At 53.4% G+C, this 25,176-nt stretch carries 24 protein-coding genes; 11 read left to right on the top strand and 13 right to left on the bottom strand.

Annotation, left to right across the window (positions count from 1 at the left end):
- Positions 1-24: 24 nt before the first annotated feature.
- The 3 genes from zrgA to PGW97_RS01690 form a co-directional block, all read right to left on the bottom strand.
- A complete protein-coding gene (gene zrgA, locus PGW97_RS01680; protein WP_273858335.1) occupies positions 25-594 on the bottom strand; it encodes a zinc uptake protein ZrgA in 570 nt (189 codons plus the stop codon).
- 40 nt (positions 595-634) lie between these two features.
- The gene (locus PGW97_RS01685; protein WP_273858336.1) at positions 635-916 is read right to left on the bottom strand and encodes a hypothetical protein; all 282 of its coding nucleotides are present in this window, start codon (positions 914-916) and stop codon (positions 635-637) included.
- A gap of 157 nt (positions 917-1,073) precedes the next feature.
- On the bottom strand, positions 1,074-1,625 hold the full coding sequence (locus PGW97_RS01690; RefSeq protein WP_273858338.1) for a YtfJ family protein: 552 nt from the start codon (positions 1,623-1,625) through the stop codon (positions 1,074-1,076).
- 296 nt (positions 1,626-1,921) lie between these two features.
- On the opposite strand from PGW97_RS01690, the gene PGW97_RS01695 reads away from it, so the two are divergent.
- A complete protein-coding gene (locus PGW97_RS01695) occupies positions 1,922-2,131 on the top strand; it encodes a DUF1107 domain-containing protein (RefSeq protein ID WP_047883660.1) in 210 nt (69 codons plus the stop codon).
- 3 nt (positions 2,132-2,134) lie between these two features.
- Here PGW97_RS01695 and msrA read toward each other — a convergent pair whose 3' ends face one another.
- A complete protein-coding gene (gene msrA, locus PGW97_RS01700) occupies positions 2,135-2,764 on the bottom strand; it encodes a peptide-methionine (S)-S-oxide reductase MsrA (protein WP_047883661.1) in 630 nt (209 codons plus the stop codon).
- 174 nt (positions 2,765-2,938) lie between these two features.
- Here msrA and tamA point away from each other — a divergent pair, with 174 nt between their 5' ends.
- Genes tamA through PGW97_RS01715 form a run of 3 tightly spaced genes read left to right on the top strand, consistent with a single transcriptional unit; the run spans position 2,939 to position 8,775 of the window.
- A complete protein-coding gene (gene tamA, locus PGW97_RS01705) occupies positions 2,939-4,660 on the top strand; it encodes an autotransporter assembly complex protein TamA (protein WP_273858341.1) in 1,722 nt (573 codons plus the stop codon).
- Positions 4,657-8,397 carry an autotransporter assembly complex protein TamB gene (tamB, locus tag PGW97_RS01710; RefSeq protein ID WP_273858343.1) on the top strand — a complete coding sequence of 1,247 codons (3,741 nt, stop codon included), beginning with the start codon at positions 4,657-4,659 and terminating at the stop codon, positions 8,395-8,397. The genes tamA and tamB overlap by 4 nt, the downstream gene beginning before the upstream one ends.
- Before the next feature lie 15 nt (positions 8,398-8,412).
- On the top strand, positions 8,413-8,775 hold the full coding sequence (locus PGW97_RS01715; RefSeq protein WP_047883664.1) for a gamma-glutamylcyclotransferase family protein: 363 nt from the start codon (positions 8,413-8,415) through the stop codon (positions 8,773-8,775).
- Between the two features lie 85 nt (positions 8,776-8,860).
- Here PGW97_RS01715 and PGW97_RS01720 read toward each other — a convergent pair whose 3' ends face one another.
- The 3 genes from PGW97_RS01720 to fbp all read right to left on the bottom strand — a co-directional run bounded on the left by PGW97_RS01720 (position 8,861) and on the right by fbp (position 11,079).
- Complete coding sequence (locus PGW97_RS01720; RefSeq protein ID WP_047883665.1) at positions 8,861-9,241, bottom strand: rhodanese-like domain-containing protein; 381 nt, start codon at positions 9,239-9,241, stop codon at positions 8,861-8,863.
- Between the two features lie 117 nt (positions 9,242-9,358).
- Positions 9,359-9,889: an inorganic diphosphatase gene (gene ppa, locus PGW97_RS01725; RefSeq protein ID WP_047883666.1), complete on the bottom strand. Its 531-nt coding sequence runs from the start codon at positions 9,887-9,889 to the stop codon at positions 9,359-9,361.
- Between the two features lie 173 nt (positions 9,890-10,062).
- Positions 10,063-11,079: a class 1 fructose-bisphosphatase gene (gene fbp, locus PGW97_RS01730; RefSeq protein ID WP_047883667.1), complete on the bottom strand. Its 1,017-nt coding sequence runs from the start codon at positions 11,077-11,079 to the stop codon at positions 10,063-10,065.
- 206 nt (positions 11,080-11,285) lie between these two features.
- Here fbp and mpl point away from each other — a divergent pair, with 206 nt between their 5' ends.
- On the top strand, positions 11,286-12,692 hold the full coding sequence (gene mpl / locus PGW97_RS01735; protein WP_047883668.1) for a UDP-N-acetylmuramate:L-alanyl-gamma-D-glutamyl-meso-diaminopimelate ligase: 1,407 nt from the start codon (positions 11,286-11,288) through the stop codon (positions 12,690-12,692).
- Between the two features lie 10 nt (positions 12,693-12,702).
- The gene (locus tag PGW97_RS01740) at positions 12,703-13,326 is read left to right on the top strand and encodes a flavin prenyltransferase UbiX (protein WP_047883669.1); all 624 of its coding nucleotides are present in this window, start codon (positions 12,703-12,705) and stop codon (positions 13,324-13,326) included.
- A 174-nt stretch (positions 13,327-13,500) separates the two neighbouring features.
- Here PGW97_RS01740 and PGW97_RS01745 read toward each other — a convergent pair whose 3' ends face one another.
- From PGW97_RS01745 to argR, 4 genes are all read right to left on the bottom strand, one after another.
- The gene (locus tag PGW97_RS01745; RefSeq protein ID WP_047883670.1) at positions 13,501-13,965 is read right to left on the bottom strand and encodes a universal stress protein; all 465 of its coding nucleotides are present in this window, start codon (positions 13,963-13,965) and stop codon (positions 13,501-13,503) included.
- A gap of 93 nt (positions 13,966-14,058) precedes the next feature.
- Complete coding sequence (locus tag PGW97_RS01750; RefSeq protein WP_273858350.1) at positions 14,059-16,635, bottom strand: TRAP transporter permease; 2,577 nt, start codon at positions 16,633-16,635, stop codon at positions 14,059-14,061.
- Positions 16,636-16,760: 125 nt separating this feature from the next.
- On the bottom strand, positions 16,761-17,729 hold the full coding sequence (locus tag PGW97_RS01755) for a TAXI family TRAP transporter solute-binding subunit (RefSeq protein ID WP_047883672.1): 969 nt from the start codon (positions 17,727-17,729) through the stop codon (positions 16,761-16,763).
- 480 nt (positions 17,730-18,209) lie between these two features.
- A complete protein-coding gene (argR, locus tag PGW97_RS01760; protein ID WP_047883673.1) occupies positions 18,210-18,680 on the bottom strand; it encodes a transcriptional regulator ArgR in 471 nt (156 codons plus the stop codon).
- Positions 18,681-19,052: 372 nt separating this feature from the next.
- On the opposite strand from argR, the gene mdh reads away from it, so the two are divergent.
- Entirely contained in the window at positions 19,053-19,991 is a 939-nt protein-coding gene (mdh, locus tag PGW97_RS01765; protein ID WP_047883674.1) for a malate dehydrogenase, read from the top strand.
- A gap of 326 nt (positions 19,992-20,317) precedes the next feature.
- Here the strand turns inward: mdh and PGW97_RS01770 are convergent, their stop codons facing one another.
- Both PGW97_RS01770 and ispB read right to left on the bottom strand, forming a co-directional pair.
- Positions 20,318-20,509: a hypothetical protein gene (locus PGW97_RS01770; protein ID WP_217391761.1), complete on the bottom strand. Its 192-nt coding sequence runs from the start codon at positions 20,507-20,509 to the stop codon at positions 20,318-20,320.
- A gap of 394 nt (positions 20,510-20,903) precedes the next feature.
- A complete protein-coding gene (ispB, locus tag PGW97_RS01775; protein WP_047883676.1) occupies positions 20,904-21,875 on the bottom strand; it encodes an octaprenyl diphosphate synthase in 972 nt (323 codons plus the stop codon).
- A 417-nt stretch (positions 21,876-22,292) separates the two neighbouring features.
- Here ispB and rplU point away from each other — a divergent pair, with 417 nt between their 5' ends.
- The 4 genes from rplU (at position 22,293) to cgtA (ending at position 25,168) form a co-directional block, all read left to right on the top strand.
- A complete protein-coding gene (gene rplU, locus PGW97_RS01780; protein WP_047880949.1) occupies positions 22,293-22,604 on the top strand; it encodes a 50S ribosomal protein L21 in 312 nt (103 codons plus the stop codon).
- Positions 22,605-22,622: 18 nt separating this feature from the next.
- Entirely contained in the window at positions 22,623-22,880 is a 258-nt protein-coding gene (rpmA, locus tag PGW97_RS01785; RefSeq protein WP_036750185.1) for a 50S ribosomal protein L27, read from the top strand.
- Between the two features lie 65 nt (positions 22,881-22,945).
- Entirely contained in the window at positions 22,946-23,869 is a 924-nt protein-coding gene (locus PGW97_RS01790) for a DMT family transporter (protein WP_273858357.1), read from the top strand.
- 120 nt (positions 23,870-23,989) lie between these two features.
- Positions 23,990-25,168 (top strand): Obg family GTPase CgtA, encoded by a 1,179-nt coding sequence (gene cgtA, locus PGW97_RS01795; RefSeq protein WP_217391763.1) that lies wholly within the window; start codon positions 23,990-23,992, stop codon positions 25,166-25,168.
- The last annotated feature ends 8 nt before the right edge of the window (positions 25,169-25,176 follow it).

Here is a 25,176-nt window from a genome sequence, read left to right on the forward strand (position 1 = left end):
CCCCCATTTTCGTTATCTCACTCGTTAAAAATGAAAGCGTGGCTGGCCTGGTTTGAGCGTAGCCGCTTTTTGTTGTTTGGCGGTGAAGGCGTTGATGTTCACCTGCTCGGTTGCCGGGAATTGCTCGAACCAGTGCAGCTCCAGGTACGTTAACCCTGCCATGTTGTTGCACTGATAGAGGAATTGCGCGCTAAACTCGCCATGCTCATGCTCATGCTCATGCTCATGCTCATGCTCATGCTCATCATGAGAGCGATGCGTCAGCGTTTCTGTCGCCTCGGCCTGAGTCAGCTGACAGTTTGCTGCTGAGGGGAATGACAGCAGCGTATCCGGTGTTTGCAGTGTCGCTAATGCCCGGGCTAGCTTTTCCTTGTCATCGAGGCTACTGGGTTCATGTTCAAATCCGACGATGTCAGCGCCCGGTGCGGTAATTTCTACCAGCAGTTCGTTGCCATCCTGTGCCAGGTTGAATGTCACGACGCCATGAACATGGGCATCATGTTGGTGAAAGTGTCCTTCAGCAACGGCAGACGCGTAAGGAAAAGCACCTGCGGCCAACATGGCTAAGGCAGGTAAAGCAAAAGAGTTTTTCATGGTATGTCCTGTCTAAACGAATGTAAGAATAAAAAAGAGTTCAGACAGGTTGGGGTGGTGAACGGGCTGTTGGCGAAGCCGGTTGGCCCGGCAGGTGCTGTGCAGCACCGGCAATCAGTGGCGGGTACTGAATCGTGGGGAGAGGCAGTGAGATACTATCAGGAGCAATGGCATCCAGCGCCAGATGACAGATAGTACAATCCGGACGGTGATGGTGATCCAGGCTGGCTTCGATGTGATGTAACAGACTGAGCGGCCCAAGTATGATGAGCAGCGTGCACAGTCCCAGCCATTTGAACAGATGTCGGTGTCCGTTTCGCATCTTGTCGAGTCGTTAAAAAAGCCATGCCTCAGAGATGTGTAACAATATAACATCACATTTCCGGGTGGTCATGGCCTAAAAGTCAAAGCGCGGTGAAAATGCCGTCGTTGCGGGCTGTCCGCATACAGTGATGCGGTGCTGGTTGATATGGAATGGATTAAAGGTGCGTACTGACCAGCTTCAGGGCTTCTTTGACTTCACCCGCGCTCAGTTTGCCTTCTTTCACAAACAGGACCTTGCTGTCTTTATCCAGCACAATAATGGCCGAGTTTTCTTTGGCCAGATCCCAGCTCTGATGAACACGGCCATTGGCATCCAGTACCATCGAAGACCATGAAAACGCTTTTTTGCTGTCTTCGGCGGAGGACTTCACAAAGCTGCCGGTGCCCCAAATGGCGTCATCCTGGTTAATGATAGTGGTGGTCTGGTATTTGTCTTGCGGGAATTTGGCTGTAGTGATGGCCGCCATTAGTTCTGCATTCAGCTCTTTAGCGGAGCTACGCCCGGCGATCGCCTGAATAACCCGCACTTTACCGTCCAGTTGCTGGCTGCTCCATGCCTGATAGTGGATCTCCCCATTTTGGAGCATCAGCTCCCCTTTATCGGCCACGGATACGGTTGGTAGTGGTTGACCAACGGTCAGGTTATGAGCCAGTGCAACCCCTGGTAAGCATGCTGCGACGACAGCCCACAGAAACTTCTTTTTCATGATTCGTATTCCATTAATTATTAGACGCATCATTATCTTAGAAGGGATAACGATAACTGGTAAAACCAGTTGTTAAAATTTGAGCCGCATCACAGCTCCCTAGCAATGCGAAATGGCTCTCAGAATGCACACAGCATACAAGCCGATACCGTTTTTGCTTTCGATACAAACAGAAAGTGGTTGGCACGAAATGTGCTGATACTTGTTTGGGGAAGGATAGTGAAAAGAATAAGGGATAACTGAACCTATATGCCGTTTATACGGTCAATTAGATAAGGGCTGTTTGTGAGGGAATCATGCTGAGAATTTTTAAACATTATCGTCCGACACAAGTTGCCCGCCACGTGAAAAATTACTTCCGTGGGCGGGTCTTCATTTCCGGTATCGGTGGTTTTGAGTTTGACTGCGGTCGACTGCTTCCGCCCAAAAAACACGATAAGAAAGCATTGAACGTGTTAAGCGAAGTGAACCGTGAAATTCAGCTGTTGACCGCAGAAGGGATGTAACCGTTATTTAAACTGAGGTGGCATGCAGATACCGGTGCCACCCAGTCCGCAGTAACCATCCGGGTTTTTGGCCAGATATTGCTGATGGTAATCTTCAGCAAAATAGAAGTTCCCCGCCGGGGCAATTTCCGTTGTGATGGGGTGACTACCCAACGCGGCCTGATAGCGCGCCATACTGTCGGTCACGGCGGCGGTCTGTTCGTCTGAATGGGTATACACGACAGAGCGGTATTGTGTCCCCATATCATTCCCCTGGCGCATTCCCTGAGTCGGGTCATGATTTTCCCAGAACAGCGTCAGCAACTCATCTAAGCTGATCACTACCGGGTCAAAAATAATCCGTACCACTTCGGCATGGCCGGTTTTACCGGTACACACTTCTTCATAGGTCGGGTTCGGTGTTAAGCCGCCGCTGTAACCTACGGCAGTGCTGTACACGCCGGGTTGTTTCCAGAACAGCCGCTCAGCACCCCAGAAGCACCCCATCCCTACCGTCAGGACTTCGTGGCCGGCTGGGATGGTGTCATCGAGTTCAGTGCCATTTACTGCATGCGCACTGGTTGGCAAAATAGGGGTTGCCCGGCCGATTAACGCCGTTTCAGCCGTTGGCATGTTGAGCTTATCAGAAGACATTGTTCATTCCTTTTTACGTCATCATTTGCTCTCAAGGTAGAGGAATCCGGAATGACAATCAACATCCTTGCTATTTCCTGTCAAAATGTTGGCAGTTAAGTCGTGGCTTTGTCAGAATTAACACTGCTCAAGGCAAAAAAATAACACGAAGATCCTAAAAATGAAGTCATAAGAATGAAGACACATGTTATGCGGTACAGTCTCGCCGCGTTTGCGCTATCCGTTACGCTTCCGGTTTCCGCCGCGACGTCATTGGAAATTACTGGTGTTAAAGGGAAGTTGAAGGACAATGTTGATGCCTATGTGTCAGCCATTCCGGAGAAGGACTACAGCACATCACTTCGCTTTCGGCAGCAACTGGAAGGCGAAATTCGCGATGCGCTGAAGGCGCTGGGGCGCTATAACCCCACGATATCCTTCACAGATTCCGTCGACGGCGATAACAGCGTCCTGAAAGTGGTCATCAAACCAGGGCCAAAAACCGTGATCGCCAAAAGTGATATTCAGATCACCGGTGATGCCCAAGATGATCCGGATGTCATCGAACTGGTCCGCAACAGCGGGCTGGGGCTGGGAAAAACGCTGAATCACGGAAAATATGAATCGCTCAAATCCTCGCTCAGTAGTCTGGCTCTGCGGAAAGGCTATTTTGATGCCGAGCTGTTGACCAGCCGGATGGAGGTGGCTCCCAGCCGAAATGAAGCCTATATCACGATCGAGTTTGCCAGTGGAGCGCGTTACCACTTTGGCAAGACCACCTTTAAAGGCAGCCAGATTGATCTGGATCGTCTCGAATCATTGATCCCTTACGAAGAGGGGGATCCGTATCTGGCTTCCTCGCTGGGGGAATTTAACCAGCGTTTGTCCAATGTTGGCTGGTTCTCTTCCATTTTCGTCGGCGGGGCCGTTGCGCAGCGTCATGACGAGGAGATCCCGGTCAATGTCGTGCTCAGCCCGCAGGTACGGAATCAGGTTGAAACCGGTATCGGTTACTCAACCGATGTCGGGGTGCGACTGAAAATGAACTGGCACAAGCCATGGCTGAACAGTGCCGGGCACAGTCTGGATGTCAAAACGGAGTTGTCCACGGTCCAGCCGAAAATTGAGGCTGTCTACAAAATTCCGTTGGATGATGTTCTGAATGACTACTACCAGGTAGTGGGCGGGATTCGCTATGTCGACAACCATGACACGGTCAGCACCGAGTACAGTCTGGGTCTGGAGCGTCACTGGCGCCTCGATAGCAACTGGAAACGGGTGGCTTCCTTACGGGTACTGTATGAAGACTATAACCAGGGCGCGGAAGAAAGCGGCGTGCTGGCGATGGTGTTGCCGGGGTTGAGCTATGACCGTACCCGGGTTCGAGGTGGTGCGATGCCAACCTGGGGCGACAAGCAAATGATTTCCATGGAGTATTCTGACCCAGCGCTGGGATCGGACACTCGCCTGTTCCATTTACGTGGACGTTCTGCCTGGATCCGGAGCTGGGCGGAAGATCACCGCGGCCTGGTCCGCATTGACGGCGGGGCCGTGTTTGCCGACCGTCTGGAAGATGTTCCTCCTTCCATGCGTTTCTTCGTCGGGGGTGATAACAGCCTGCGTGGCTACAGTTATGAGTCCATTGCTCCACGCGACAGCGAAGGTAGGCTGCGCGGCGGTAAGTATATGCTTACTTCCACGGCTGAATACCAGTACCGGGTGTACGGCAACTGGTGGGGCGCGGTCTTTTATGACTATGGCTCGGCCTGGAATGACAGCCCGGACTGGCTGGCTGGTGCCGGGGTCGGGGTTCGTTGGGCATCACCTGTCGGCCCGGTGCGGGTGGACTTTGCCTGGGGACTGGATAAAGACAAGGATAAGTTCCAACTGCACTTTGTTTTGGGGCCAGAGATATGATTTGGGTAAAACGACTAACCTTGGCTTTACTGGCCTTGTTACTGGTGCTGGTGATTGCGATTGCCGCGCTGCTTTACACACCGGCCGGGATCAAGGTCGCGCTGTGGGGCGCCCAGAAAGCGTTACCGGCCCTTTCGGTTGGCAGCAGCAGCGGGAGCCTGATGAAGGGCTTTGCGCTGGAGCAGGTGCGCTATCAGGACGGTGCGCTTGATCTGGCGGTGAACCGCCTCGGATTGACGATCGATGATGGATGTCTGCTGACACCCGCGGTGTGCGTGAAAGAGCTGGCCATTGACGGTACCCTCTTCAGCATGCCGGAAGTACCGCCGCCGTCAGAAGAGGAAGAGCCGGCCAGCGAACCGGTGACCACCATTACGCTGCCGTTGCCAATCTCGATTGACCGTATTGCGCTGAACGATGTGGCGCTGGATATTCTGGGCAACAAGATTGCCTGGGACACATTCAGTACTGCTGCCAAGATGGAAGGGAATCAGGTCACTATCATGCCGACTGACTGGGACGGTGTCTCGGTATCACTGGCACCGGCGGCCGAAAATGCTTCCGCGGCAGCGGAGATTGTTGAGCAGAGTGAGCCTCAGCCGATCGTGTTGCCGGAAGTGGTGATTCCGCTGAATATTGCAGTCGAACGCTTTACCGTGAAGTCCTTCAGCCTTGAGGGCGAAGCGCCGCAAAAGGTGGAGCTGCTGGATCTGGTGGCGTCGACCGTAGGCAGTGAAGTGCAAATTGATAAGCTGGTGCTCAAAGCCCCGCAGGGGACACTGGACGCGAAAGCGAATGTGACCCTGAGTGGGGATTATCCGCTGACGCTGGACGCGAAACTGGATGTCGCCATGGCACCGCTGGCGGGGCACAAGCTGGCGCTGAAAGCGTCCGGCAGTGCCGTTAAACTGGGGCTGGATGCCAGCCTGAGCGGTACCATTGATGCCCTGGTGAAAGGCCAGCTGTCACCGTTGGACCCTGATCTACCGTTTGATGTCAGTGTCAGCAGTAAAAATATCCAGTGGCCGATTGACAGCGATGCGGAATTTACCGTCAAGGACACATCTCTGACAGCAAAAGGGAAGCTATCCGGTTACAGCTTCAGCCTGAAGAGTAACATCGACGGGAAACCGATGCCGGCAGTTAAGGCCGATCTGCAGGGGAAAGGCTCTCTGAATGATGTCGCCCTGAGCCGGCTGATGGTCGAAACGCTGGGCGGCACGGTCTCGGGTAGTGCGTCAGCCAGCTGGAAAGATTTGGTGAACTGGCAGGGTGAACTGGCGTTCAGCCATATTCAACCGGGGTTGGAGTGGCCGGATGTACCGGGTGATATCAGCGGGAAGCTGAAAACCTCCGGTGGCCTGACCAAACAGGGCGGCTGGTATGTCGAACTGCCTGCGCTGACGGTGGACGGTATCGTCATGGATCAGCGCCTGGATATGAAAGGCGAGCTGTCCGCCAGCGACCGCAGCGGCAAGGGTAACCTGACCTTCAATACGCCGGGACTGTCAATTAAGCATGGTCCGAATGGTTTGCTGGCGAAAGGTAACCTGAGCGACACCTGGGATATGTTGGCGATCATTGATGCGCCGAACCTGGCGCAGTCAATGCCGGGGCTACGCGGGAAAGTACAGGGACGGGTGGATGTCAGAGGTAAAATGGCAGAGCCGGATCTGGCTTTGGATCTGACCGGCCAGGCGTTGGGATGGCAGGATTTGGCCAATCTCGAAAAACTGACGATTAAAGGCAAAGTGAAGCCGATGCCCGCGCTGGATGCGGATCTGCAGGTGCTGGCCTCAGACGGCCGGTTTGACACCTTCAACCTGGCGAATTTGGCACTGATTTTCCGTGGAACCGAACAACGCCATGAGCTGACGCTGAAGATGGACGCCGAGCCGGTCAGTGCCGATTTGCGGCTGACCGGGGCTCTTAACCGCGAACAGGGCTGGCAGGGGCGTCTGGAAAAAGGTGAAATTGATACTGAGATTGGGCCGTGGAAGCTGGATCGCTCGACCCCGATTGGTTACCAGTTCAAGACTCAGCTTGCGACGGTTGCGGCGCACTGCTGGAAGCAGGATAAGTCTGCGCTGTGCCTGAGTGAAAACCTGACGGCGGGGGCCAGCGGGCGTGCCAAGCTGGCCGTGAATAACTTCGACTTTGCCATTATCAAGCCATTCCTGCCGGAGAACGTGGAATTGCAGGGCGCGCTGGGTGCGCATGTGGATGCGACCTGGGCACCGAACTCTGCTCCTTTTGTTCAGGCCAACATTGCCCTGCCTGCTGGTTTTGTGAAGCAAAAGAGCGAGCCGGACGGGCAGCCAATGATGCTGGGCTGGGATAAGGTAACCCTGAATGCTGAAGTGAAGCAGGATGTGCTCAACGCCGACTGGCTGATTGCCGTGAAAGACAATGGCGATCTGAGTGGCCGCGCACGGGTAACTCAGCTGACCGGTGAACAGCAGATAGAGGCCAACCTGAAGCTGGATCGCTTTATGCTGGACTTCCTGCAGCCGCTGGTGGCGGATTACGATAAGTTCGGTGGCCAGATTGACGCCAACCTGAACCTGTCGGGCCCGGCAATGCACCCTGCGGTTAACGGTCTGGTGAAAGTCAGCAAGGTGCAGGCCATTGGCCGTAAAGTGCCACTGGATATCAAGAATGCCGATATCACGGCGACCTTCTCGGGTTATCAGGCTCAGCTGAACGGTAAGATTGTGACGCCGGACGGTAATCTGGCTCTGGCCGGTGATGCCAACTGGCGGGATATGGCGAACTGGGCTACTCAGTTGCGGGTTAATGGCCGCGAACTGGAAGTTAACATGCCGCCGATGCTGGCCGTGCGTGTGAGCCCGGATTTGACCATCAAAGCCGGTCCGCAACAGGCTGAAATTACGGGTAAAGTTGAAATTCCGTGGGGCCGCATTACCGTGGATCAGCTGCCGGAATCTGCCGTTGCCGTTTCCGATGATGAGATCCTGCTGACGGCAGATCTCAAGCCGGTAGAAAAAGAGTCAGCCATGCCGTTCTCGGTGAAAACCAATGTGCTGGTTCGCATCGGGGATGATGTACGCCTGAGTGCGTTTGGCCTGAAATCTAACCTGGTGGGGGATCTGAATGTCCGCCAGAATGATAAAGGGCCGCAGGTCTTCGGTGAGGTGAACCTGAAGGACGGTACTTACCGCTCCTTTGGCCAGACACTGGTGATCCGCAAAGGCCAGCTGCTGTTTAATGGTCCGGCAGATCAGCCATACTTGTCGATTGAGGCGATTCGCGATCCGGAAAATATCGAGGACGATGTGATTGCAGGGATCCGGGTAACCGGCCCGGCGGATAATCCGAAGGCGGACATTTTCTCGGATCCGGCGATGCCGCAGCAGAACGCGCTGTCTTACATCCTGCGTGGCCGGGATCTCGACAGCGAGTCGAACAGCGGCGATGCGATGACCATGGCTCTGATCAGTATGGGTCTGGCACAGGGCGGCCAGCTGGTGGGTAACATCGGTGAGGCATTTGGGGTGCAGGACTTGTCGCTGGATACGGCCGGTTCGGGCGATGACTCCCAGGTGACGATCAGTGGTTACATCGCGCCGGGGCTGCAGGTCAAATACGGTGTCGGGATCTTCAACTCGATAGGGGAATTCACGGTGCGTTACCGCCTGATGAAAGATCTCTATGTGGAAGTGGTGTCAGGCCTCGACAGTGCGGTCGACCTGCTGTACCAGTTCGAATTTAACTAACAGGAGTAAGGGACGGTGAGGGTTTTTGTCTACGGGACCCTGCGACACGGGGAGTCTAACCACTCCCTGCTTCGTCAGGCGACATTGCTGGGGCTGCATACTTTGCCTTACGGGTACTGCCTGTATGATCTGGGGCCTTACCCGGCAGCCGTTCAGGCCGCAGGTGGTGCTCAGCTGGTGGGGGAGGTCTATGAGATTGACCGGACAATCCTGCGGGATCTTGATGAGCTGGAGGAGTACCCGGAGGTGTATGATCGGGCGACTGTGACCACACCTTATGGTGACGCGTTTGTTTATCTCTACCAGCAGACTGTGGTCGGCCTGCCGCTGATTGTCGGCGGTGACTGGTGTGGCCGGATAGTGCGACAAGCAGTGTAGCGTGGTTTAACCTGAGGGCTTTACATCATCGTCTCAGTCATCAGAACCAAAAGCGAAAAACCCGGCCTGTGAGCCGGGTTTTTTATTATCGCATGGGCATGGCGGCGTCGAGTGCCTGGTAATTCTCACCGTTGTAGAGCTGGGTATACCCCAGTTTTGCCAGCTCAGCTTCTGCTATGCCTGAGCGGCGTCCTGACTGGCAGTACAGCATAATTGGCCGCGAGGTATCGGGTTCCAGTGATGTCAGTTGTTTGATGTCATCAAACGGAATATTGATGGCGCCGGGCAAGTGACCGTCGGCAAATTCTGCCGGGGTGCGAACATCGACAATCAGTGGCGGATTACTTGGCTGAGCCTGATAGGTTTGCCAGAATTCGGCCGGGGAAACCACTTCCGCGGCGACCGGGAGTGTCAGTCCGCTCCAACAGACGAGGGCGATCAGGGCTCCGGGGATACGTTGTTTCATGGGGAGACTCCGGTGTTTTTGCCTGCGTTAGCGGTGGGGGTTGTGCATCCGGTAACGGCATGGGCTACAGGATCAAGTATAAAAAAAGCCGGGCTTGATGCCCGGCTTTCTTCAGGATTATTTTTCCTGAGCGCGCTTGAATGACTCAAGGATTTCCGCTTTAGCTGCAGCAGCGTCAGCCCAGCCGTCAACTTTAACCCACTTGCCCGCTTCCAGCTCTTTGTAACGCTCGAAGAAATGAGTGATCTGCGCTTTCAGCAGTTCTGGCAGGTCGTTTACGTCCTGGATGTGGTCGTATTCTTTTGTCAGCTTGCTGTGTGGTACAGCAACAACTTTCGCATCTTCACCAGATTCGTCAGTCATCTTCAGAACGCCAACTGGACGGCAGCGGATCACTGAACCCGGAACCAGTGGGAATGGAGTCGGAACCAGTACGTCAACTGGGTCGCCGTCCAGAGATAGCGTGTGGTTCACGTAGCCGTAGTTACATGGGTAGAACATTGGCGTAGACATGAAACGATCCACGAATACTGCGCCAGAGTCTTTGTCGACTTCGTATTTGATTGGATCTGCGTTTGCCGGGATTTCGATAACCACGTAGATATCTTCTGGAATGTCTTTACCAGCTGGTACCTGATTCAGGCTCATTGTTTCTTCCTTTATTTAGTTAACTATTTGCGGTGATGTTTGGAAATTATAATACCAACATCGCCGATTCGTTGTCTAATCGCAACGCCCTCCGGCAGGCTTGGACAGGCCGGAAGTGTGAGGGGGGTGATTATGCAAAAAAACAGGCTGCATTGGCAGCCTGTTTTTGCAGATTATTCCTGTTCAGGGAATTCTTTGAGGAATGCTTCGACTTTTCGGACCATCGGGGTCGATCCGACAAAGAACGGCACCCGCTGGTGAAGTTCGGTCGGTTCAATGTCCATGATGCGACGACTGCCGTCAGAAGCGATACCACCCGCCTGCTCAATCAGGAACGCCATTGGGTTACATTCATAAAGAAGACGCAGTTTACCCTGAGGGTGCGTCGCAGTGCTTGGGTACAGGTAGATGCCGCCTTTCAGCAGGTTACGGTGGAAGTCCGCGACCAGAGAGCCGATGTAGCGAGAGGTGTACGGACGGTGATCTTCCGGCACATTCTCCTGGCAGTATTTGATGTACTTCTTCACGCCCATAGGGAAGCGGAAATAGTTACCTTCGTTGATGGAGTAAATGCGGCCTTCTTCAGGAATGCGCATGTTCTCGTGCGACAGGCAGAAAACACCCAGAGACGGGTCGTAGGTAAAGCCGTGTACACCGTTGCCGGTTGTGTAAACCAGCATGGTAGATGAACCATAAATGATGTAACCGGCAGCAACCTGGCGGTGGCCCGGCTGCAGGAAATCTTCTTCCGTTGGAGGGGTACCCACCGGAGAAACGCGGCGGTAGATAGAGAAGATCGTACCGACGGAAACGTTTACGTCAATATTCGAAGAACCATCCAGTGGGTCCATCAAAACAACGTACTTGGCATTGCGGTTGAGCTCTTTGTTGAAGGCGACAGCTTCGTCTTCTTCTTCACTCGCTACACCACACACTTGATCACGGGCTTCAAGGGCAGCTTTGAACTTATCGTTGGCGTACACATCGAGTTTCTGTTGCTCTTCCCCTTGTACATTCTGGCCGCCGATCGAACCGGTAATATCAACCAGACCTGCTTTGTTGATTTCACGGTTGACGATTTTGGCCGCCAGTTTGATTGAACCTAATAGCGAAGACAGTTCGCCGCTGGCGTGGGGGAAGTCAGTTTGTTTCTCGACAATGAACTCACCAAGGGTTCTAATATCGGACATATACAATCCTTGCATCATGTTGTCATTGGGGCATTTATGTCGGGTACAATGTCTCTGCGGAGCATTTTGATACCCGATTTGGCAGACGCCTGCTTAATAGTGTGGTCTATTCGCAATTAAAGAATTGTATATAAAGATCTTTTTTATGGTACTGAAGTAACGCAGTAGCGTGAAATTTATATTGTTTACCGAGTGAGCCGAAAGTTATGCACATCCACATTTTAGGAATTTGCGGCACATTTATGGGCGGAGCGGCGGTTCTCGCCCGTCAGCTGGGTCATAAAGTGACAGGCTGTGATGCGAATGTTTACCCGCCAATGAGCACTCTGCTTGAGTCTCAAGGTATTGAAATTATTGAGGGGTATGATCCTGCTCAATTAAACCCTGCACCTGATCTGGTGGTGGTCGGCAATGCGATGAGCCGCGGAAATCCCTGTGTGGAGTATGTGCTGAACAACAACCTCCGCTATACCTCGGGGCCGCAATGGTTGCAGGAAATTTTGCTGCATGACCGTTGGGTGATGGCCGTGGCCGGTACCCATGGTAAGACCACTACAGCCAGTATGCTGGCTTGGATCCTGGAAGATTGCGGCTATCAGCCGGGTTTTCTGGTCGGTGGCGTGCTCGGAAACTTCGGCGTTTCCGCGCGGTTAGGTGAAAGTATGTTTTTCGTCGTCGAGGCGGACGAATACGATAGTGCTTTTTTCGATAAGCGTTCTAAGTTTGTTCATTATCGACCACGAACGCTCATAATGAACAATCTCGAGTTCGATCACGCAGATATTTTTGACAACCTGGCGGCGATTCAGCGTCAGTTTCATCATTTGGTACGCACTGTGCCGGGGAATGGTCGAATTCTGGCACCGAAGGGTGTGCCGGCGATTGACCAGACGCTGGAGATGGGTTGCTGGAGTGAGCTGGAATACATCGGTGAGGATGGCTATTGGCGGGCAAGTAAGCAAGATGATGCCGGCAGCCGGTTTGATGTCTACCTGGATGACCAGTTGGTAGGAACCGTCAACTGGGAATTGATTGGCGATCACAACGTCAATAATGCGCTGATGGCGATTGCGGCTGCCCGACATGTTGGGGTAACACCGGATCTGGCGTGCGAGGCGCTGGGGAAATTTATCAACACCAAGCGCCGACTGGAGCTGAAAGGTGAGATTAACGGGGTGCGTGTGTATGACGACTTTGCGCATCACCCGACTGCGGTAGAGCTGACCTTGGGAGGGCTGCGTGCCAAAGTTGGTGAGCAGCGGATCCTGGCGGTACTGGAACCGCGCTCGAATACCATGAAGCTGGGTGTGCATAAGCAGGATCTGGCTCCAGCCTTGGCGGCGGCTGACGAAGTGTTCATCTATCAGCCGGACAACATTCCGTGGTCCGTTGACGAGATTGCCGTGCTGTGTGAGCAACCTGCGACAACCGATGCCGATCTGGATCGTCTGGTGGCGAGTATTGTGACCGCCGCGCAGCCGGGCGACAATATTCTGGTGATGAGTAACGGCGGGTTTGGTGGTATTCACGGTAAGCTACTGGCTGCCCTGAGTGAAAAATCCTCCTGCTCAGAAGTGGGTCGTAACTCCGCGGCAAACCAAGGTGCAAACTAAGGTGAGACCGGTGAATAACGACAAACGTATTACCCTGGCCTGGACGGGCGCTTCTGGTGCGCCATATGGCTTGCGCCTGCTGGAATGCCTGCTGGCGGCCGATTACGATGTTTTTCTGCTGATCTCATCGGCCGCCCGGGTGGTGCTGGCCACCGAACATGGCCTGAAGTTACCGGCAGGGCCGGACGCGGCCAAACAGGTGCTGGTTAACCATCTGGGCTGTCACGGTGACAAGCTGACGGTCTGCGGTAAAGAAGACTGGTTTTCGCCGGTGGCTTCTGGCTCTGCGGCTCCGAAACAGATGGTGGTCTGTCCGTGCTCGGCCGGAACGCTGGCATCCGTGGCTCACGGCTTGTCGGATAACCTGCTGGAGCGGGCAGCGGATGTGGTGCTCAAAGAGCGCGGGCAGTTGCTGCTGGTGGTACGGGAAACCCCGTTTTCGACCCTGCACCTGGAAAACATGCTCAAGCTGTCTCAGATGGGGGCCACTATCATGCCAGCGGCACCGGGCTTCTACCATCAGCCGCAGAGCATTGAGGATCTGGTGGATTTCATGGTCGCGCGTATTCTGGACCATCTTGGGGTTGAGCAAGGTCTGGTGCCCCGCTGGGGCTATGATCATCGTCAGCCGTAGTGGATAAAGCGGCAACGCTGCCACACCGCCATGGTTAATGGTTCTGTCTGTTGAGCAAAAGCCCGCATCGTTGCGGGCTTTTTGATTGTAGGAGGCGTTGAGCGCGTTGAGCTGAGTTTATATATCAGGGGGGGGCTCAACACACCGCCGGGACGGTCGACGGACAGGGCACCATCAAGCGTCGGATTCGCTCTCTTCCAGATGGCCTTGCGGTTTGAGTACCAAAACCGGAATCGGTGAGTTCTCTACGACTTTGGCCGCCACGGATCCCAGCATGACTTTGTCGACTCTGGATCGTTTGTGGCTGGGCATGATGATCAGATCAGCGCCCACCCGCTCGGCGTAATCGAGAATGGTGGTCCAGGTTTTACCCTCGGTGACATGCTGATGGTGCACAATATCCGGCGGGATACAGTTACCGGCAAACACTTTGAGTTGTTGCTGGGTATCTTGCAGCATTTTCCGCGCGGCATCTTTGGGAAAATAGCTGGATACCATGGCCATATGAATGCCCGGCAGGACATTAATCAGGTGCAGCGTGGCATTGCTTTGTCGGGCATGCCACACGGCGGTTTCTACCGCTTTGTCGGCAAACCCCTGATCGTTCAGATCAACGGGAACCAGAATGTGCTTATACATAGTGTCCTCTTGCACCAACAGGAAGGGGATATTTCCTAAAGTGTATACCAAGCTGGGCCGCTGCTTTTGTGATGCAGCGAGCGGCCCTGATCATCAGAGATGGCCGAGTTTTTTCGCCCGGCGACGCTGATTCCAGCCAAGTAAGGCCAGCAGCGCCAGAGTTGGAATGAACACCCACTCTTTCATCGGTCGTACGGCAGGCAGGCTGACGGCTGTGATCTCCCAGTCAAAATCAATCCCGGCCTGTTCAGCCGGACTGCCGAACTCCACCATATCAACCAGCATTTTGTCACCGTCCTGACGCAGCATCAGGCCGGTTGAGGCGATACGGTCTTCCGGCGTGATCGCGCCTTCTGCAAACGGCAGCATGACATGCTTGGAAACTTGCTTGCCATCCAGAGTTTCGCCACTGACCTGCAGCTCCAGAGTCTCGCCGATTGCCAGCTTATCGGCGGCATCGGCAATCAGCACGCCCGGCATTTCATGTTTGGGCGGGTAGACCATGTCCCACCAGAACCCCGGACGGAACAGCGAGAAGGTGATCAGCAGCAGTGCCGCCACTTCCCACCACTTGGTGCGGGTAAACCACCATCCCTGGGTGGCGGCAGAGAACGTGAGCATGGCCAGAATAGCTGACCCGACAGTGAGGCCGAGATGCCACCAGGAGTCGATGTCCATCAACAACAGCTGGGTGTTGAAGATAAACATGAACGGCAGGATGGCGGTCCGGATGTCATAGGCAAAACCTTGTAAACCGGTTCGGATCGGATCGCTTTTGGCAATCGCGGCCGCGGCAAAGGCGGCCAGCCCCACCGGTGGTGTATCATCGGCCAGAATTCCGAAGTAGAACACGAACAGGTGAACGGCAATTAGCGGAATGATCAGGCCGTGCTGAGCGCCCAGTGTGACGATGACCGGGGCCATCAGGGTCGAGACCACGATGTAGTTGGCGGTTGTCGGCAGGCCCATCCCCAGGATCAGGCTGATCACCGCAGTAAACACCAACATCAGGATAATGCTGCCCCCGGAGATGAATTCGACAAACTCCGTCATCACCAGGCCAATACCGGTCAGGGTGACCACCCCAACCACAATACCGGCGGCGGCGGTGGCCACCCCGATTCCAATCATATTTCGCGCACCGCTGACCAGGCTTTCCAGCAGGTCGATGACACCGACTTTTGCGGCATCAGCCAGCGAACTTTCCTGATTGAAGAAGGCCAGCAGCGGGCGCTGGGTCAGCAGAATAAAGATCATAAAGACGGTGGCCCAGAATGCGGATAGACCCGGTGAAAAACGCTCAACCGTCAGACACCATACCAGCACCACAATGGGTAACAGAAAGTAGAGGCCGGACTTAAGCGTCGGTCCCGGATCTGGCACTTCCGTCAGCTCGGCATTCGGGTCTTCCAGGGTATGATCCTGGTAACGGGCTGATATCCTGACCAATGCCACGTAAGCAATCAGTACGATTGCCCCGATCAGCGGCGTTGCGGCAGCACCAAAGACGGTTTTCGTCCAGCCCACGCCATAGTAAACGGCGGCGCTGATCACGATCAGCCCGAGGATGGTGCCGGTAAACGACAGCAGGCTCTGCGCCAGCGTTGGCTTGTAGCGACGCGGCAGCCCGGACATTCCGGCCTTACACGCTTCGAGGTGGACGATATAAATCAGGGCGATATAGGAAATCAGTGCGGGCAATAGTGCAGCCCTGATCACCTCGACATACGAAATTCCGACATACTCGACCATCAGGAATGCTGCTGCTCCCATGATAGGCGGAGTCAGCTGGCCATTTGTTGAGGCGGCCACTTCCACGGCCCCGGCCTTGGTGCCGGGAAAGCCGACCTTTTTCATCAGTGGGATGGTAAAGGTGCCGGTCGTTACGACATTGGCGATCGATGAGCCCGAGACCAGTCCTGACAAACCGGACGCTACTACCGCCGCTTTGGCTGGGCCGCCGCGCATATGACCCAGCAGGGAGAATGCCACTTTAATGAAGTAAGCCCCGGCTCCGGCACGCTCCAGCATGGCACCAAACAGGACAAACAGGAACACGAACGAGGTCGATACCCCGACAGCGATACCAAACACCCCTTCGGTGGTCAGCCACAGGTGCGACATGGCCTTGTTCAGGCTCGCCCCTTTATGGGCAATGACCTCCGGCATATACGGGCCACCGAAGGTGTAGAGCAGGAACATCCCGGCGACCACCATCAGTGGTGGCCCCAGAGCACGGCGGGTGGCTTCCAGTAGCAGGATCATCCCGGTAACGGCGACCACAATATCCATTTGGGTCGGGGCACCGGAACGGCCTGCTAGCTCGGTGTAAAACAGAAACAGGTAAGCGGCCGAGAAACTGCCGGCCAGGGCAAAGACCCAGTCCAGTAACGGAATACGGTCGCGGGGGGAGCGGGCCAAAGCCGGGTAGGCGGTAAAGGCCAGGAAAATTGCAAATGCAAGGTGAATAGAGCGGGCTTCGGTATCGTTTAATACACCAAAATTGAAAATAAACGGTAACGGTGAGGCATACCACAGTTGGAACAGCGACCAACACAGTGGTACCAGCCACAAGATACGTCCAGCCAGTCCCGTCGGGCTTCTTGCCCCAGTATCAGCCTGAGCCACCATATCTTGCACATCTGTCGACGTTTGCGTTGTCTTCGTCATGCATCATCCTTCTTTGATGGGCTAAGGAATTAAAAATGTTGTGAATTGTGAATCATGAGGGAAAAACAGCATGCGCCGCAGGAAGCGGCGCATGCTGGATAAAGAAGCGTTGTTTTCTCAAAGAGTTACTTGATGTAACCCGCTTCTTTGTAGTACTTCTCTGCGCCTGGGTGCAGCGGAATCGACAGGCCGTCTTTGACCATGTTTTCCGGTTTCAGGTTAGCAAATGCCGGGTGCAGGCGTTTGAAAGTATCGAAATTCTCAAACACCGATTTGACGACGGCGTAAACCACTTCATCCGGCACGTCTGTCGATGAAACCAGAGTTGCGGCTACACCGAAGCTGTGTACATCCTGATCGGTACCTTTGTACATGCCACCTGGTACGGTACTTTTGGCGTAGTAAGGGTTGTCAGCCACAATCTTGTCGATGGCGGGGCCGGTTGCAGACACCAGTTTAGCGTCACAAGAGGTTGTCGCTTCCTTGATGGAACCGTTCGGGTGACCCACCACGTAAACAAAGGCGTCAATCTTGTTGTCACACAGGGCTTGTGAGCGCTCTGAGCCTTTCAGCTCGGAAACCAGTTTAAAATCAGCATTGGTCCAGCCCATGGCATCCATGACCACGCCCATAGTGGCACGGTCACCAGAACCCGGGTTACCGATGTTAACGCGTTTACCTTTCAGATCTTCGACACTGTTGATACCGGCATCGGTACGGGCAATGATGTTGAAAGGTTCAGTATGCAGAGAGAAGACTGCACGCATTTTCTTGTACGGGCCTTGCTCGGCGAACTGGCTGGTGCCGTTGTAACCGTGGTATTGCCAGTCAGACTGAACCACGCCGAAATCCAGCTCACCGGCACGCATCGTGTTGACGTTGTAGATAGAGCCGCCAGTTGATTCGACCGAGCAGCGTACGTTGTGAACTTTACGCTCGGCGTTAACCAGCTTACAGATAGCACCACCGGTCGGGTAGTAAACCCCGGTCACAGAACCGGTACCGATAGTGATGAAGCTTTGTGCGTTAGCCATACCGGCAGTCATGACTGCGGCTGCCAGAGCACTGACTTTGACGAGTTGCTTAAATGCCATGTTTGTCCCTTCCTAATTGTTGTTATTCCCAGAGGGAAGTCATTTCCATCGCTGGAAACGGCATAAATATCTAGGGGCCAGTTAACCTGTCATGGTCTCTTTCTGCCGGGTATGCGCTTAAGTGATGACGTGTTCCTCCATCACACCGCGCGGCCTGGTGTAAAAAACCACAATCGGCTGTAAAACTCAGCACGAAAGGTCTGTAGCGCCTAAGGTATTACACATCCAAATCAGCCAAATGATAGCAAAATCAGACAGTAAATTTAAAATTATGTTAATTGCTTTTGTGATTTGACGAGCTGGAAAATGTTGATGACACACAGAGTGCAAAGAATAATTATATATTCTAATCAATATCTTGAGGGAAATGCCTGAAATTGGTCACAGTTTGTCTGAATGTGAGCTGGATCTCATGAATACCAGGCAGAAAAGGAAGGGAAAGGTTGGCTGCCTGGTATCAGTTATACGAAATCCGGGTGGTTATTTGCTGTAGTCAAACAGCTGACAGACGGAATCATACAGCTCTTCGGTTGAAATGGCATTGGTCGGTGTGATGAAGATGGTATCGTCACCGGCAACCACACCCAGAATACCTTCTGCTTTGCCCAGAGAGTCCAGCAGACGGGCAATAACTTGCGCAGCACCCGGGCCGGTGTGGATAACGACCAGCGCGCTGTTATAGCCAATTTCCATTACCAGCTCTTTCAGTGGGCTGCTGGTGGTTGGTACGCCCAGCTCGACAGGCAGACAGTAGACCATTTCCATTTTCGCGTTGCGGGTACGTACCGCGCCGAACTTGGTCAGCATACGCGAAACTTTCGACTGGTTGATGTTATCGAACCCCTGAGCTTTCAGCGCGTCAACAATTTCGCCTTGCGAGCTGAATTTTTCTTCTTTAAGAATCGATTTGAACGCCTTCACTAAACGTTCTTGTTTATCTGAATTTCGCATAAGTAAAGTTCATGTACAGGGACGAGGGTGCTGTATTCTGGCACAACCATTGAGCTGCAAGCAAACAGTGTTCAGGCAAATTGGTGCATGTATCACCATTATAAGCCAAATATATGCATAATTATTGACTGGTATCCGGCTTTTTTATCACCCGTCTCGTCAATCATCAATTAATAAATGTTATACAGATGTAGCACATTTTGTTCTTCCGCTTGCGCAATATCGCAAAGCGAGTGGCATCTGATTGTATTTAGGTGTAGCTTGCTATAACTTCTGCATAACCTTTGATATGAAATCACAATCGGCTTTCGAGTGTGATTTCATATGATTAGGTCTGAAGATCATACACTTCTATCGTAAAGGAGAACGAACATGAAAGTTGCTGTAATTGGTGCGGCCGGTGGTATCGGTCAGGCTCTGGCGCTATTGCTGAAAAACCACCTGCCAGCGGGCTCAGATCTGGCTCTGTACGACATTGCACCTGTTACCCCTGGTGTAGCCGTTGATCTTAGCCATATCCCGACGCCGGTTTCGATCAAAGGTTATAGCGGTGAAGATCCGTCTCCAGCACTGGAAGGTGCCGATGTAGTACTGATCTCTGCGGGTGTGGCGCGTAAGCCTGGTATGGACCGTGCTGACCTGTTCAACGTGAACGCGGGTATCGTGAAGTCACTGGCTGAGAAAATTGCCGTGGTTTGTCCGAACGCGTGTGTGGGTATCATCACTAACCCAGTGAATACTACAGTTGCTATCGCTGCTGACGTTCTGAAAAAAGCGGGCGTGTACGACAAGAATAAACTGTTCGGTATCACAACACTGGACGTGATCCGCTCTGAAACGTTTGTGGCTGAGCTGAAGAACCTGGATCCAACACAAGTGAAAGTGCCTGTTATCGGCGGTCACTCTGGCGTAACCATTCTTCCTCTGCTGTCTCAGGTTGAAGGCGTAGAGTTCAGCGAAGAAGAAATCAAAGCCCTGACTCCTCGCATCCAGAACGCTGGTACTGAAGTGGTTGAAGCGAAAGCGGGCGGCGGTTCTGCGACACTGTCAATGGGTCAGGCTGCATGCCGCTTTGGTCTGTCTCTGGTACGCGCACTGCAAGGCGAACAAGGTGTTGTTGAATGTGCATACGTTGAAGGCGATGGCAAACACGCTCGCTTCTTCGCACAACCCGTTCTGCTGGGCAAAAACGGCGTAGAAGAAGTGATGGATTACGGCACGCTGAGCACATTCGAGCAAGAAGCGCTGGAAGGTATGCTGGCGACGCTGGAAGGCGATATCAAGATTGGTGAAGAGTTCGCAGCGAAATAATCCCCGTCTTATAATAAAACACGCGAAAGCGGCCATCATGGCCGCTTTTTTATTGGAAAAAGGAATGGTCGTCAGGAGTAAAGCCGGTTGTGACATTATTGTGGGAGAGTCCGCCACAGAGGCCGTAGCGAGATGCTGGAACCTGTCAGAATGACAAGACATCCAATCAGGTTAAGAACCGGGCGAAGCGACGCGGTAAATCGCTTGGTTTACGCGACAAAGGTTTACGGTACAAAGGTTTAAGCTACATTGGCTTAGGTTTTAGGCCGTTTGTCTATCGGGCTATACACGCTTGTTCTGAACGCTGATTTAGTCTTATCAGCCTCTTAATAATAGCTGTCGCAACCGGTGTGAAGCTGAGGCTGTTCAGCTAGATCGCCGCAGTTAATATTGATCCGGCGATGATCGCTCATATTTTCAATGATCGCGGTATTGTGCTCCTGATCCACATCGACCACTTCGGCCACCCCTTGCTGGTATTCGACCCACATTCCCGGTTTGAGATCTTTGGCTTGCATAGTGTCCTCCCGCAAGGATCCTAATGATCCTTGTCTCACTAACTATAGCGTATGGGCCTCACGCATACGGCCTTAACGGCTACAGGCTGATATCTATGGCTCTAACGTCTACGGAGCTGACGTCTATAGCGCTAACGCATAAGGGGGAGGGTGATAAAAGCGCTGTAGAGGTCCGCATGAGGCGGTGATGTGAAGGTTGGGGGCAAATTACGGGAATGGCCGCAAAAGCGCTTACACGGCCTTAGAGGCGCATCAAGAATTGTGGTTTAGGGTTGAGGATTGGATGCAACACCAACCGACTGGGATTGATCTGGCGTTTTAGCATCGCCATGTGGCAAGTAACAAAAAAGCCTGCCGCAGGCAGGCTTTGAATGCTGTTCGCCGAACAAGCGAATTACTTGCTGCGGTGCACAGCCAGGTGCGCCAGTGCAATCAGAGCGGCTTTGTATTCACTGTCTGGGATCACCGTCAGGCTGGCAATCGCTTTCTCAGCCTCTTCTTCAGCGCGTTGCTGGGTGTATGCCAGCGAGCCGTGCTCTTTCATGCACGCCAGAATCGGCTCCAGTTTATCCAGGCCGTTTCCTTGTTCAATCGCTTCACGGATCATCGCCGTTTGTTCAGGATCACCGTGGCGCATCGCGTGCAGCAGCGGCAGGGTAGGTTTGCCTTCCGCCAGATCGTCACCGACATTCTTGCCCATTTCCTCACCGTCGGCGGTGTAATCCATCACATCGTCAACCAGCTGGAATGCGGTACCCAGGTAGCGGCCGTAATCCTGCAGCGCGGTTTCGATCTCTGCTGGCGCATCAACCAGGATCGCGGCGATCTGGGTAGCGGCTTCAAACAGGCGGGCAGTCTTGGAGTAGATCACCTGCATGTAGTTGTCTTCGGTGGTATCAGGATCGTTGCAGTTCATTAGCTGCTGCACTTCACCTTCCGCGATCACATTCACGGCCTCACTCATGATGTCGAGGATCCGCAGCGATCGCAGGCTGGTCATCATCTGAAATGAGCGGGTGTAGATGTAGTCACCTACCAGTACGCTGGCGGCGTTACCGAAGGTGGCATTGGCGGTCGCTTTACCACGGCGCATGTCGGATTCATCAACCACGTCGTCATGCAGCAAGGTCGCGGTATGGGTAAATTCAATGAATGCCGCGGCGGTGGTGTGTTTTTCACCCTCGTAACCCAGCGCACGGGCCGCCAGCACTGCCAGCATCGGACGCAGGCGTTTACCGCCGCCACTGACAATGTAAAAACCAAGTTGATTGATGAGGGCGACTTCTGAGTTCAGTTGCGCCAGTATCTTCGCGTCGACCTCTGCCATGTCGGTGGCAGTGAGCGCTTGGATAGCTTTAAAATCCATTGTACATCCAGCAAAAATGAGTGCCGCTTAAGCGCGGATTGTTAAGCCTGCCAGCTGATTTTTCAGACATACCGACAACATTGGGTCGGAGCGCCCGGTAATCGCGATTTAGCTATGGCCAGCGCGGCCATAAATACCTGCAACACAATAAGTTGCATAGTCAGGCATGAATCATCAGCAGCGAAAATTGTTTTTCGAATACTACACCAAATGGCGCCGATCTTCATAACCTCGATTGTGTTTAAATCAGTGAGTTTTATCTTTGTGCAGCTTTTCGCCAATTTTCTTTGCACAAGCGCTTGCCAGTAGCCCCGTTTTCGCGTAACATTCGCGCCCTATTGATGACAAGATTAAGCGCATACCCATTGCCCGATTTTTATCCCGGCAGATGGCCTATGCGGACTAGCGGAGTAAGACATGTACGCTGTTTTCCAAAGTGGTGGTAAACAACACCGTGTAAGCGAAGGCCAAACAATTCGCTTAGAAAAACTAGACGCTGAAACTGGCGCAAGCGTTGAATTTGATTCAGTTCTTCTGGTAGCTAACGGCGAAGAAGTAACTGTAGGCGCACCTTTCGTAGCTGGCGGTAAAGTAACTGCTGAAGTAGTTACTCACGGTCGTGGCGATAAAGTTAAAATCGTTAAGTTCCGTCGTCGTAAGCACTCTCGTAAGCAAATGGGCCACCGTCAGTGGTTCACTGAAGTCAAAATTACTGGCATCAGCGCTTAATAACAGGAGAATTTAAAGATGGCACACAAAAAAGCTGGCGGTTCTACTCGTAACGGCCGTGATTCAGAAAGCAAACGCCTAGGTGTTAAGCGTTTCGGTGGCGAATCTGTACTAGCAGGTAACATCATCGTTCGTCAACGTGGTACTAAATTCCACGCTGGTAACAACGTAGGTTGCGGTAAAGACCACACTCTTTTCGCTCTGTCTGACGGCAAAGTGAAATTCGAAGTTAAAGGTCCTAAGAACCGTAAATTCGTTTCTATCGAAGCTGAATAATTCAGTCTCGTAACGAATGATAAAGCCCTGCCGATTAGGCGGGGCTTTTTGTTATGGGAGGCGCTATGCCGCAGCAAAGCCCTATGGTAGGGATATCACTGGCGTTAGTGACCGCCGTGTTCTGGGGGGCGTTGCCCATCGCTATGAAGCAGGCGGTGGAGGTCATGGACCCCTTTACCATCGTCTGGTATCGCTTTATGGCAGCGTCGCTGGGCTTGGGGTTGTGGCTTGGATTTCGGCGTCAGCTGCCTGCGGTTTCCCGTGTCGGCGCTTCGGTCGGGGGATTGCTGGTGTTGGCCAGCATAGGCCTGGCTGGTAATTTTGTGTTGTTCAACAGCGCGTTGGAGTATTTGAGTCCGCCTGTTGTACAGGTCATTATTCAGCTGGCTCCGGTATTGCTGCTGCTCAGCAGCGCCTGGATCTTTAAAGAAGCGCTCGGTCGGCACCAGATCATCGGTGTCATTGGCTTGTTAGCTGGCCTGCTGCTGTTTTTCAACGAACGGCTGGCAGAGCTGTTTACCAGCCTGAGCAGTTACACGACCGGGGTCTTGTTGGCTGTAGCCGCAGCCCTGATCTGGGTGGTATATGCCTTGGCACAAAAGAGCATGCTGAAGTACTATACCTCACCGCAGATCCTGCTGATGATCTATTTGATCTGCGCTCTGATGCTGACCCCGTTAGCCAGCCCGGCCCAGCTCCAGCTGATGGACAACCGGCAGCTCGGTATGCTGGTTTTCTGCTGCCTGAATACGCTGGTTGGCTATGGCGCTTTTGCCGAGGCAATGGCCCGCTGGCAGGCATCTAAAGTCAGTGCCGTGATCACGCTGACGCCGTTGTTTACGATCATATTTGTGGATCTTGCCAGTTTGATCTGGCCGGATCATGTTGCGCCAGCCGCGTTGAATACGCTGGGTTATATCGGAGCGTTCGTGGTTGTGGGTGGTGCGATGTTCAGTGCGATTGGACACCGTTTGCTCGGTCGCCGTTAAAACGGATGACAACCCGCTTTGGGAAAAGCCGGAATAGCGCGGTGTTTGGTAGTACAATAGGTTAATAGTATCCCGCGACGTCGGGATGACAGAGTTTAACGCCACAGTGCGGAGTAAGAGATGAAGTTTGTAGATGAAGCGGTAATTCGTGTTGACGCCGGTGATGGCGGCAACGGAACAGTAAGCTTCCGTCGTGAAAAGTATGTGCCGAAAGGTGGCCCGGACGGGGGTGATGGCGGTGACGGCGGTGACGTTTACCTGCTGGCTGATGAGAACCTTAATACGCTAATCGATTACCGCTTTGAACGTTTCCATGCTGCACAGCGTGGCGAAAATGGCCGCGGCGGTAACTGTACCGGTAAGCGCGGTGAAGACTGTGTCCTGAGTGTACCGGTTGGTACCCGTGCGATTGATGAAGAAACCGGCGAAGTGATTGCGGATCTGACCAAGCATGGCATGAAGATCATGGCTGCCAAAGGGGGCTTCCACGGCCTGGGTAACACCCGATTCAAATCATCGGTGAACCGTGCTCCTCGCCAGAAGACCATGGGTACCAAAGGTGAGATTCGTCACCTGCGCCTGGAGCTGCTGCTGCTGGCGGATGTGGGTATGCTGGGTCTGCCGAATGCCGGTAAGTCGACGTTCATCCGTTCGGTATCTGCTGCGAAGCCGAAAGTGGCTGACTACCCGTTTACGACTCTGGTACCAAGTCTGGGTGTCGTACGTGTCGACAGCGACCGTAGCTTTGTTGTCGCTGACATTCCAGGGCTGATCGAAGGGGCGTCGGACGGTGCCGGTCTGGGTATCCGCTTCCTGAAGCACCTTGAGCGTTGTCGTGTGCTGCTGCATATGATTGATCTGCTGCCTGCTGATGGTTCTGATCCGGTGGAAAATGCGTTCATCATCCTGAATGAACTGGAAAAATACAGCGACAAGCTGGCTCATAAGCCACGCTGGTTGGTCTTCAACAAGGTTGATCTGATGCCGGAAGATGAGGCTCAGGAAAAGATTGATGAAGTTCTGGATGCACTGGCCTGGGAAGGTGACTACTACTGCATTTCAGCCCTGAATCGTATGGGAACCAAAGAGCTGACTTACGATCTGATGAAGCAGATCGAGTCGATGCCTGCTCCTGTCTTCGAAGAAGAAGAGGAAGAAGGCGACGAGAAGAAAGTCGAGTTCAAGTGGGACGATTATCACGAGCAGCAAGTTAAGAAAGCTAACGTTGATGACGACGACGATGACTGGGATGACTGGAATGAAGACGACTACGATGTAGAGATCATCTACAAGCCGTAATTGCCTTG

Source organism: Photobacterium sp. GSS17 (genome assembly GCF_028621875.1).
GTDB classification, from domain to species: domain Bacteria; phylum Pseudomonadota; class Gammaproteobacteria; order Enterobacterales; family Vibrionaceae; genus Photobacterium; species Photobacterium ganghwense.

Excerpts from the sequence above, each read along its gene's own strand:
- PGW97_RS01790 (WP_273858357.1), top strand. The coding sequence starts at position 22,946 with ATGCCGCAGCAAAGCCCTATGGTAGGGATATCACTGGCGTTAGTGACC.
- cgtA (WP_217391763.1), top strand. The coding sequence starts at position 23,990 with ATGAAGTTTGTAGATGAAGCGGTAATTCGTGTTGACGCCGGTGATGGC.
- PGW97_RS01695 (WP_047883660.1), top strand. The coding sequence starts at position 1,922 with ATGCTGAGAATTTTTAAACATTATCGTCCGACACAAGTTGCCCGCCAC.
- PGW97_RS01720 (WP_047883665.1), bottom strand. The coding sequence starts at position 9,241 with ATGAAACAACGTATCCCCGGAGCCCTGATCGCCCTCGTCTGTTGGAGC.
- argR (WP_047883673.1), bottom strand. The coding sequence starts at position 18,680 with ATGCGAAATTCAGATAAACAAGAACGTTTAGTGAAGGCGTTCAAATCG.
- mdh (WP_047883674.1), top strand. The coding sequence starts at position 19,053 with ATGAAAGTTGCTGTAATTGGTGCGGCCGGTGGTATCGGTCAGGCTCTG.
- rplU (WP_047880949.1), top strand. The coding sequence starts at position 22,293 with ATGTACGCTGTTTTCCAAAGTGGTGGTAAACAACACCGTGTAAGCGAA.
- PGW97_RS01745 (WP_047883670.1), bottom strand. The coding sequence starts at position 13,965 with ATGTATAAGCACATTCTGGTTCCCGTTGATCTGAACGATCAGGGGTTT.
- fbp (WP_047883667.1), bottom strand. The coding sequence starts at position 11,079 with ATGTCCGATATTAGAACCCTTGGTGAGTTCATTGTCGAGAAACAAACT.
- PGW97_RS01750 (WP_273858350.1), bottom strand. The coding sequence starts at position 16,635 with ATGACGAAGACAACGCAAACGTCGACAGATGTGCAAGATATGGTGGCT.
- tamA (WP_273858341.1), top strand. The coding sequence starts at position 2,939 with ATGAAGACACATGTTATGCGGTACAGTCTCGCCGCGTTTGCGCTATCC.
- ppa (WP_047883666.1), bottom strand. The coding sequence starts at position 9,889 with ATGAGCCTGAATCAGGTACCAGCTGGTAAAGACATTCCAGAAGATATC.
- PGW97_RS01685 (WP_273858336.1), bottom strand. The coding sequence starts at position 916 with ATGCGAAACGGACACCGACATCTGTTCAAATGGCTGGGACTGTGCACG.
- rpmA (WP_036750185.1), top strand. The coding sequence starts at position 22,623 with ATGGCACACAAAAAAGCTGGCGGTTCTACTCGTAACGGCCGTGATTCA.
- mpl (WP_047883668.1), top strand. The coding sequence starts at position 11,286 with ATGCACATCCACATTTTAGGAATTTGCGGCACATTTATGGGCGGAGCG.
- tamB (WP_273858343.1), top strand. The coding sequence starts at position 4,657 with ATGATTTGGGTAAAACGACTAACCTTGGCTTTACTGGCCTTGTTACTG.
- PGW97_RS01770 (WP_217391761.1), bottom strand. The coding sequence starts at position 20,509 with ATGCAAGCCAAAGATCTCAAACCGGGAATGTGGGTCGAATACCAGCAA.
- ispB (WP_047883676.1), bottom strand. The coding sequence starts at position 21,875 with ATGGATTTTAAAGCTATCCAAGCGCTCACTGCCACCGACATGGCAGAG.
- zrgA (WP_273858335.1), bottom strand. The coding sequence starts at position 594 with ATGAAAAACTCTTTTGCTTTACCTGCCTTAGCCATGTTGGCCGCAGGT.
- PGW97_RS01690 (WP_273858338.1), bottom strand. The coding sequence starts at position 1,625 with ATGAAAAAGAAGTTTCTGTGGGCTGTCGTCGCAGCATGCTTACCAGGG.
- PGW97_RS01755 (WP_047883672.1), bottom strand. The coding sequence starts at position 17,729 with ATGGCATTTAAGCAACTCGTCAAAGTCAGTGCTCTGGCAGCCGCAGTC.
- msrA (WP_047883661.1), bottom strand. The coding sequence starts at position 2,764 with ATGTCTTCTGATAAGCTCAACATGCCAACGGCTGAAACGGCGTTAATC.